The organism is Lentilactobacillus sp., from assembly GCF_040773105.1.
Lineage (GTDB): Bacteria > Bacillota > Bacilli > Lactobacillales > Lactobacillaceae > Lentilactobacillus > Lentilactobacillus parabuchneri.
The window spans coordinates 1-7,671 of the sequence record NZ_JAXGWW010000095.1; the positions used below are offsets into that span (position 1 = coordinate 1).

Annotated in this window: 8 protein-coding genes; 4 read left to right on the forward strand and 4 right to left on the reverse strand. The window is 42.9% G+C overall.

The window, feature by feature from the left end:
- Positions 1-567 (reverse strand): Nramp family divalent metal transporter (locus tag AB3112_RS06320; protein WP_367334128.1); only part of this gene is annotated, 567 nt, incomplete at its 3' end.
- A gap of 252 nt (positions 568-819) precedes the next feature.
- On the opposite strand from AB3112_RS06320, the gene AB3112_RS06325 reads away from it, so the two are divergent.
- On the forward strand, positions 820-1,461 hold the full coding sequence (locus AB3112_RS06325; protein WP_057909731.1) for a TetR/AcrR family transcriptional regulator: 642 nt from the start codon (positions 820-822) through the stop codon (positions 1,459-1,461).
- Between the two features lie 389 nt (positions 1,462-1,850).
- Complete coding sequence (locus AB3112_RS06330) at positions 1,851-3,239, forward strand: uracil-xanthine permease family protein (protein ID WP_084972856.1); 1,389 nt, start codon at positions 1,851-1,853, stop codon at positions 3,237-3,239.
- A gap of 53 nt (positions 3,240-3,292) precedes the next feature.
- Here AB3112_RS06330 and AB3112_RS06335 read toward each other — a convergent pair whose 3' ends face one another.
- A complete protein-coding gene (locus AB3112_RS06335; protein WP_084972857.1) occupies positions 3,293-3,790 on the reverse strand; it encodes a DUF1440 domain-containing protein in 498 nt (165 codons plus the stop codon).
- Between the two features lie 235 nt (positions 3,791-4,025).
- Here AB3112_RS06335 and AB3112_RS06340 point away from each other — a divergent pair, with 235 nt between their 5' ends.
- Positions 4,026-4,232 (forward strand): cold-shock protein, encoded by a 207-nt coding sequence (locus AB3112_RS06340; RefSeq protein ID WP_057909734.1) that lies wholly within the window; start codon positions 4,026-4,028, stop codon positions 4,230-4,232.
- A gap of 88 nt (positions 4,233-4,320) precedes the next feature.
- Here the strand turns inward: AB3112_RS06340 and AB3112_RS06345 are convergent, their stop codons facing one another.
- Entirely contained in the window at positions 4,321-4,971 is a 651-nt protein-coding gene (locus AB3112_RS06345) for an endonuclease III domain-containing protein (protein WP_057909735.1), read from the reverse strand.
- Positions 4,972-5,122: 151 nt separating this feature from the next.
- Here AB3112_RS06345 and AB3112_RS06350 point away from each other — a divergent pair, with 151 nt between their 5' ends.
- Positions 5,123-5,740 carry a sugar O-acetyltransferase gene (locus AB3112_RS06350; RefSeq protein ID WP_084972860.1) on the forward strand — a complete coding sequence of 206 codons (618 nt, stop codon included), beginning with the start codon at positions 5,123-5,125 and terminating at the stop codon, positions 5,738-5,740.
- A 169-nt stretch (positions 5,741-5,909) separates the two neighbouring features.
- On the opposite strand, the gene yjeM is transcribed toward AB3112_RS06350, so the two are convergent.
- Complete coding sequence (yjeM, locus tag AB3112_RS06355) at positions 5,910-7,406, reverse strand: glutamate/gamma-aminobutyrate family transporter YjeM (protein ID WP_084972862.1); 1,497 nt, start codon at positions 7,404-7,406, stop codon at positions 5,910-5,912.
- Positions 7,407-7,671 lie beyond the last annotated feature (265 nt).

Sequence of the window (7,671 nt, forward strand, 5' to 3'; positions counted from 1 at the left end):
CAAGGTTGCAACAATTGCCTCGATTTTTCGAAATCCGAGTCTCATTAATAAGAGAAGGATCAAGACATCGGCACTGGTAATCAAAATCCCAATCACCAGTGGAATCTTGAATAGCAACTCCAAGGCAATCCCTGAACCAATAATTTCGGCAACGTCCGTCGCCATAATCGCTAATTCTGTAATAATCCACAGGGCAAATCCGACTCGCTTGGAGGTCCGTTCACGGGTTAATTGGGCTAAATCTTTTCCAGTCACGATACCAAGTTTAGCTGCCATGGACTGCAACAACATCGCAATCAAACTTGAGATCAGGACTACGGATAACAAACTATACTTAAACTGAGCACCACCAGCAATTGACGTAATCCAGTTACCTGGATCCATATAACCAACGGCAATGAGAATTCCCGGTCCGGTATAAGTCATCAAAGTCCGCCAGAAACCGGCATCTTCCGGAACAATGATACTACCGTTAACCTCATCCAGGCTCTTGCTGCTTCCTTCTTCTTCTGTACTGCTGAAAAACTTCTTCTTAGGTTCTTTCGTAATTTCCACACTCTCTCGCATGTCGTTAGCCCTCTTTCATTGGTTTGAATTCGGGCAATTGTTTGAGTAGTTACTCACTCAATCACCAATTCATATTATACACACACTTTTTGTTAGGTCAACCAAAAAATATCAATCTTTTAAAGAAGCCGTTTTCAAAGTGTTTATGACATTTTTATCATGGAAAATTAATTAAGACTTTTAATTCAGCGGATTGAGTGTATACTTAATTTGAAATTTAAATCACACGAGTGACCATAAGGAGTCAATCCAATGTTGAAAGGTACCGAATTAAAGCTGTTTGCCGACACCCATGCCTTGGATGGCATGACTGACAAACAGGTCAAAATTTTGCTGGCTGCAATCGACGTTTTTGCCGCAAAAGGTTACGCCAACGCAAGTACAAAAGAGATTGCAACCGAAGCTGGCGTTGCTGAAGGAAATATCTTTAGTAAGTTCAAAAGCAAGCGTGGTCTTTTAAACACCATTATTCAGCCAGTAACTAAGGCGATTTTTCCTGCCGTCTTGACCGACTTCAAAGAACATCAACCACTGAACCCCAAGTTTATGACACTGCATTCATTTATTGAGGCATTGGTGACCGATCGTGTTCAATTCGTGCGGGATAATGCCGCTGTCTTAAAGATTTTTGTGTCGGAAGTCCTATATAGCAATGAGGTCCGCGTAGAATTGGTCAAACAATTTCCCGAATCATACTGGCACAATATCAATCAGACCTTGACGCAGTTAAAAGAAAACCACTTGATGATCAACTGGCCGAATACCGAGATTTTAAAATTGATGTGGGCAGTTGTCGGTGGAATGGTTGTCGGTTACTTACTATTTGATCAAACATTGGCATCCCAAGAAATCACCCATATTATTACTGCCCTAACAAAAGCTTTAGCAAGATGAGTTGTGTAAGTAGAAGCTAGAACGAAAGACGTCGTAAGTAAACATTATGGAATAAGGCCGAATCAAAAGCTGACACTTTTGCTCCGACCTTTTTTAATTTATTTCAAAAGAAAAAATGAGATGGTTATAAAAGTTGCCTTCATTAATCATTGCGAGCGGTTCCATTGCTGTTATGGTTGGACTGAAAAATTCTTGATGAAGATAAATGGACTTTCGGATTAAAACACGAACATTAGAAGTAAAAAATCTTAATTATTTACATATTGATTATTGAGAAGTGAGTGTTTATAATAAGTTCTGACTAGCGATACGAATTATCATATTTTATTTTTAAATATAGTTCGTGTTTCGCTTATTTAAAAAACTTTTTCATCAAAAGGAGAGCAATAATGAAACGTAACCAAAACGGTTTGCTATATGGTCCAGAAGATAAAGTCCCTGTCTTTCAATCAGGTTTACTCGGACTTCAGCACGTCTTAGCCATGGATGTCTATGTGCCACCCATTATTATTGCAGGCTTGCTGTCAATGAGCCTGGCACAAAAGACCGGCTTTCTTCAAGCCGCGTTTCTCGCTTGTGGAATCGGAACCATCTTACAGACCAAGTACTTCATGAAGCTGCCTGTATCGCAGGGACCATCATTTGTTCCCATTGGGGCTGTTGCTGGTGTTTACCTTGCCAACGGCGCCTCGCATGGCGGCATGGCAACTGTTTTGGGTTCACTGATTGTTGGCGCCATTCTGCTGATTCTTCTCGGCTTATCAGGAATCTACCAAAAAATTATCAATACACTGGTACCAGCCATCGTTGGTGGGACAATCATCACTTGCGTTGGATTGTCACTCCTTCCTTCAGCGTTGAACGATAATATCTTCAAAGCTGCTGGTAATATTAACCAAAACATTGAAATTGCGGCCATCACAGCTTTTGCGATGCTGGTTGCAATTACCATCGGGCTGCGGGTTCCTCAACTTCAACGGTTGTTCAAGGTCAGTTCAATTATTATTGCATTAGTTGTTGGGACAATTGCCGCATCTATGATGGGCCAGTTTGACTGGTCGGTTGTGAACAACGCAGCTTGGATCAGCCTTCCCCACTTCACTTCTTTGCATTATGGCATTCATTTCTCATTACCTGCCATCTTAACGTTTATTGTCATTTACATGGTGCTAACGACTGAGACAACCGGTACTTGGTTTGCCATGAGCGCCGTGGTCGATGAAAAAATCAGCAAGAAACAGTGGAACCGCGGAATTATCGGTGAAGGCCTGAGCTGTCTGTTTGCTGCCCTTCTGGGAACCACACCAATGACCGGTTACTCAACGAACGCCGGCGTTGTGTCAATTACCGGAGTTGCCAGCCGACGGGTCTTTGTTTCCGCTGGACTCTGGTTTATCGTTCTTGGCTTCTGTGGAAAATTATCAGCATTTCTTTCGGCTGTTCCCGCAGCGGTTATCGGCGGTATCTTCTCAATCATCTGTGTCATCATTATGTTAAACGGCTTAAATGTTATCAGAAACTTGGCGACCGACGAAAGTACCATCTATGTGTTGGGAATTCCAATCGTCTTGACCATGGCTGTCATTCTCCTGCCAGCTAAGGTTGTTAGTGAGACTCCTCAAATCATTCAGTATCTGTTGGGTTCCCCTATTACGATTGCAGCATTAAGCGCGATTATCATTAACCTTGTGATGGGCAACAAGGCAACTTCCGAGGATCGAGTTGAAGACCCAAAAGTCGATAGCATCACAAAAGGCCCGGTTGTTGAAACCAAATAATAGCGTAAAACGAAAGGTCATCCGATTTTTTCTCGGATGACCTTTTTACGATCTTATTTTTTCGTTAATTTGTTATAAACTTCATCGGCAACCAAGTCGTTTGTCCACATCCAGATCACGTGGCCCAACGCCTCTGAAACATGTTCTTCTGCTGGTTGATCCTTGGCAGAAGGGACCGTTCCCATTGCAGGCATGATGCCCAAATGAAAGGCGCCCCAAACACCGAGACCAAACAGCGTACCATCCGCCAACTTAATGACCGGCACATAGTGACCTGCCAAGCTGTAAAACATCGCAAACGACGTCGAGAAGCCAAAATGGATGATATAGCTGACCCACGGCAACTGTTCTCCGGAGTATGTGTAGGTGGCGTGAGTCACATTGGCAGGAATACCCGCTTGTTCGAGTAACCGCTGAGGTGGATTGGTTTTATTGCGCTCAGGTGTCCGTGGTGGCAGCACATTTTCCCAGCCCAACTTGACTAAGCCTGAAATAACCCCTGCGACGCCCCCGGCAATCAAGGCGGCTTTCCAATTAACTGATTTGCTCATATTGATGATCCCCTTTCGGCACTATCGTTGATTCCATTATAATCCAACAACCGCCAGTTCACGTATAAAAAGAAATTCGATGCATCCATTTGCAATTTTCGAACTTACCTGTTAAAGTATAGATAATGTATTTAGCTTCGAAACAAGGTCCATCGTTCTAATAAGAATGACTCCTTACTTTTCAAGTTTCAAATGCAAAATTTATCGCGCTAAGCGCAACGGAGGTTTCATTCTTATGGAACAAGGTACTGTTAAATGGTTTAATGGAGACAAAGGTTACGGTTTTATCACTTTAGAAGACGGCAAGGACGTATTTGTTCACTTCTCAGCTATTAATGCTGACGGTTACAAGACCCTTGAAGAAGGCCAACATGTTACCCTTGACGTTGAAGACAGCGATCGTGGCCCACAAGCTGCTAACGTTTCAGTTGTTACCGACTAATTAAATCAAAAAATAAATAAGGACTCCTGTGAGGGTCTTTTATTTTTGGATAAAAAGTGCGTCCCAACGAATAGCTGGGACGCACTTTTTAGTTTATCGTTAACAGCTTTTTGTCAAAGTCTCCCAGGAAACTGTCCTTAAACTGCTGCTTATCCTTCAAATACTTTTTCCCGAACTCATCCAGCAACCCGTGAAACTCCTGGGCATCCTGATACGTGAACGATTCCGGCAGGATAATGCGTTTCTGCAGCTTGGAATACGTCTTCAGGCCTCTAAATCCCATATATGTAAATAACGTCCGGGTATACTTGTCCGCGATAAACGCCGGCCGATCAAAAACATACACCAGAAGTGAATCGGCCGTTTCTTCGCCAACCCCTGGCAGCGCCAACATCGTTTTTCTCAGACCATTTCCGTACTCGGCACTCATTTTGTCAAAATCGCAGTCAAATTGGTCGAACCAAGCTAAAACCGCCCGTAAACTACGACTCTTGTTGACATAAAAGCCGCTGGGGCGAATCAACGACTGCAACCGTTCAACTGATAGCTTTAGAATCTGTTTAATATCTAAATCAGTCTCATCCCTCAAATTAGTCAGTGCCATATCGACATTGTTCCAATTGGTATTTTGAACCAGAATTGCCCCAATCACAATTTCCATCTTGGAATCGGCGGGCCACCAATATTGCGGCCCCATTTGGCGGTACATTTCTTGATAGAGTGGAATTGGATTAATCATGTACCGGACCTCCCCTTCTACATATTAATTTCATTATACCAATCACTTACTGATAACCAAGGAAACGATTCCCCCAACGTCTTTCCTGCCTGGTAGCGCTACCATTTCCGATACGGTATACTAAAGTTATTATTATTTATAGGAGGATTTTATGACTGAACAGGAAAAAATGCTGGCCGGAAAAATTTATGACCCAACCGATCCATTACTGGCAGCACAACAACACAAAGCTCACCGGTTATCTAAACTATACAATGATACATTTGATGAAGATACCGATAAACGGGCCAAAATCATTGCTGAAATGCTTCCTAAGGCAGCCAAAGACATTTACCTTCAAGGACCTGTATTCTTTGATTACGGCATTTACACGACGATTGGCGACCATTTCTATGGCAATGCCAACCTGTCTGTCCTAGACGACTGTCCGGTCACGATTGGCAATAACGTGATGTTTGGCCCCAACGTGACGCTGGCAACGCCGATGCATCCCTTGAGATACCAAGACCGAAACGTCAAAACACGACCAAATGGTGACGAATACGACGATGAGTATGCCAAGCCCATCAATATCGGCAACAACTGCTGGATCGCCAGCAACGTCGTCGTCATCGGTGGCGTTACGATTGGCGATGGTTGTGTGATTGGTGCCGGCAGCGTGGTCACTCGAGACATCCCTGCCAACTCTTTGGCGGTCGGCAACCCTTGTCGCGTCGTTCGGCCAATAACGGATGCCGACGATATTCATTTGAAAACAGAGTTGTTTTAATTATCAAAAAGTGGGACAAACAGTATTTGGTTTACAGAATTTAAGCCCAGCAATCATTTCTTCGTTATAGAATGATTGCTGGGCTTAAATTTTGGAGTTAGCCGATTGTTGCATGTATGAGGTGGATAATATAAAACAGCCAGACAAACTCCAACCACATTTTTTATTTCTATTTATTTGCTTGTTTTTTCAACTTGTGCGACTGATAAGTCAAGAATGCCCATGCAACCAAGCCGAAGAAGATTGGTCCGATAATCGTCCAGAAGGCGTTGACGTAATCGTGCTGAAGAATTGGTTCGATCGCCGTAAAGCCAATACCGCCAATTAGCACAATCAAGACAATGATTGAAATCGTATCAGTCATCCATTGTTTGGTATAAATTTCAAAGGGGCGCTCCAATCCCTTCTTGCGTTTGAAGAATGGGAAGGCTGCCACCAAGAAAATGTATGGGAATGAAGTGGAAATATTTCCCATGTTGGTCAAAATGACATAGAACTGTTTGGCGCTTGAACCACCAAAAGTCACGAAGAAAATCAGGACCGCCACGATAACGGCTTGCGTCCACATCGCGAATCCCGGCATTCCTTTTTTATTCAATTGGGTCATCTTTTCTGGCCAGAATTTAGGGTTCGAACCCATGATAAATGACTTGAGGGGTGAATAAATCAAAACAAAGAATGACCCCATGTAAGCCATAAACATACTTAAACCGGCAAACCGGGCAAAACTAGTCCCCAAAATCGTGCTGGTGGCCGCAGACAGGTGCAGGCTCTGGCCTAAAACAACGCCTAAATTGGCCATCAATACATAGGTAATGTTCCCCAGGTTAACGTGACCATTGCCAAGAACCGAGTGCCAGTTGGCTGTAATTCCCCACAAAAAGATGGAGAGTGAATACATCACCGTGATAACCAGCGTTGAAATAATCAATCCTCTTGGAAACGTCTTCTCGGGCTGCTCCATGTTGTCAGTCACACCACCAAGGGTCTCAGTTCCAGCGTATGCGAACACAGCGTAAACCATGAACGAAACAAGTGCAATTGGCGACTGAAAATCCGGGTTAGGTGATTGAATGAAGCTATGCATGCCAGTTACGGGCTGTGCCAAATGACCACCGTTTAAAATGAGGATTGTGATACTGGCGATCGCAAAGATAACCGTCAGTAAGGAGACAAAAATCCCACCAACTGAAGAAATCTTTGAAATTGAATCCATTCCGCGAACTGCAAACCAGGTAACCGTGATGATCCAAAAAATCGCTAATAACCCAATTGTCTTGGTTGAACTCAGCCCAAAGAAGCTCCAGGTCTGGGTGGTATCATGACCAAACAGGGTTGTCGCAAACGGAATCCAAACTTTGGAGGCCGTCGACATCATCCAGATAATCCATGATGACAGCCAGATAAACGTCCCAATAAAGGCCCACTCTTCGCCAATTGAACCGGCCAGCCAGGAGTAAATCCCCCCATGGGCATCTTTGAAAGTTGAACCATATTCCGCAAACATCATTGCAGTTGGTAATAAGAATAAAATAGCAGCTAACACGTACCAAATAATACTGGCGTAACCCATTTGCTCATATGCAACAGTGGTATTTGCAAAACCATAAATCGTGGTAAAAATCATTAAGATCAAACCCACTAAGGTGATTTTTTTCTTCGACATAATATAGATTCCCCAATTTTAGTATTTTAAAAATATGTAACGCTTTCACTTGCTCAAAAACAAACTAAAGAATAGCATTCAAATATTAAAATTGACCAACAATAATCACTGCCTATGTTAGATCTCCATTAAAATTAGTTCTAATTTGCCTTCTTGAAAAAACTAAAGCTGACAAATGCTTCGCCGACCATAATAAAAACCCAATTGCCAGAATCAACTGGTAATTGGGCTTTCTTTAAATGATTCAATTTAGTTCAATTTAGTC